This window comes from Vibrio genomosp. F10 str. 9ZD137, assembly GCF_049974785.1.
Classification (GTDB): Bacteria; Pseudomonadota; Gammaproteobacteria; order Enterobacterales; family Vibrionaceae; genus Vibrio.
Map to the genome: position 1 here is coordinate 1 of NZ_JBNGCJ010000516.1, position 949 is coordinate 949.

Sequence of the window (949 nt, forward strand, 5' to 3'; positions counted from 1 at the left end):
AGTGGTCACTTCTTTAATTTCGATGGCAGTGAAATCGATTGGTAGTCATTTTATGAATGGTCGCTTTCTCTCAAACTTACTAACACGCCTAACATTATGTTTTCTTGTGGTGGTCATTTCTGGGTGTTTCAGTGAAAGCCCCGGCGACCTCTTCGACGACTATCACACTAAGATAGCCAGAGTACAAGGTGCCGATAGATTGAAAGAAGAATGGGCATTTGAGAGCTTACCGAGAAAGCGAGAGCTGTTTATTGATGTCCCCACTCTCTCCATCGGATTGATCGACAGCTATCAGCTTCGACAATGTGGCTTGTTCAATCTAATCGCAGAAAAAAACTCAATACTTGGAAAAGTGACGGACGAGTTTCGCAATTACGATTACCAAGTGGCCCTCATTAAAGGTATCGATCAATGTCTATCAGTTAATGACTTAGACACCAACATCGTTGAACTACTGAAAGATGTCGAACAACAGAAACTCGCGCAATTTCCGCTACACAAGTGGAATCTCATCTATACCAGTGAGGCAATGCAATCCCAAATGCGTGGTAGTCAGTGGTTACTTGCTGATATCGGTGATCAGGTGCGACAGGCAAGCGATGCCCTAAAGCATATCAACAAAGCGTTAAACACGCCGCTCGTTTCAGGCAAAACCACAGAGGTTCAAGAGATAGTAGAGAAGAGTTCGACACTGGGAAATTTGTATTACTCGCTCGCGCGTGCTTCAGCCGAACTTAATACCATTACTAAACAGCTCTCAGCTTTTGATGACAACATCATCTGCGGTCAACAGCGAGACACGACTAAGTTTCGCTATCTTAACAATGTGTTTGAACTACAATATATAGGCAAAGTTCAGCCGTACATGGCGCAATTGGATGGCTACTATCAGCAGTTAGCCCCGCAACTTGGTATGTTTGACGCGCAACCTGACCTGCACAGTTATTAC

The 949-nt window shown here is 44.2% G+C and carries 1 protein-coding gene; it reads left to right on the forward strand.

The window, feature by feature from the left end; all coding sequences use genetic code 11:
- Positions 1 to 22: 22 nt before the first annotated feature.
- The coding region (locus tag ACP45E_RS12555) for a DUF3080 domain-containing protein (RefSeq protein ID WP_069585059.1) at positions 23 to 949 on the forward strand (927 nt) is incomplete at its 3' end.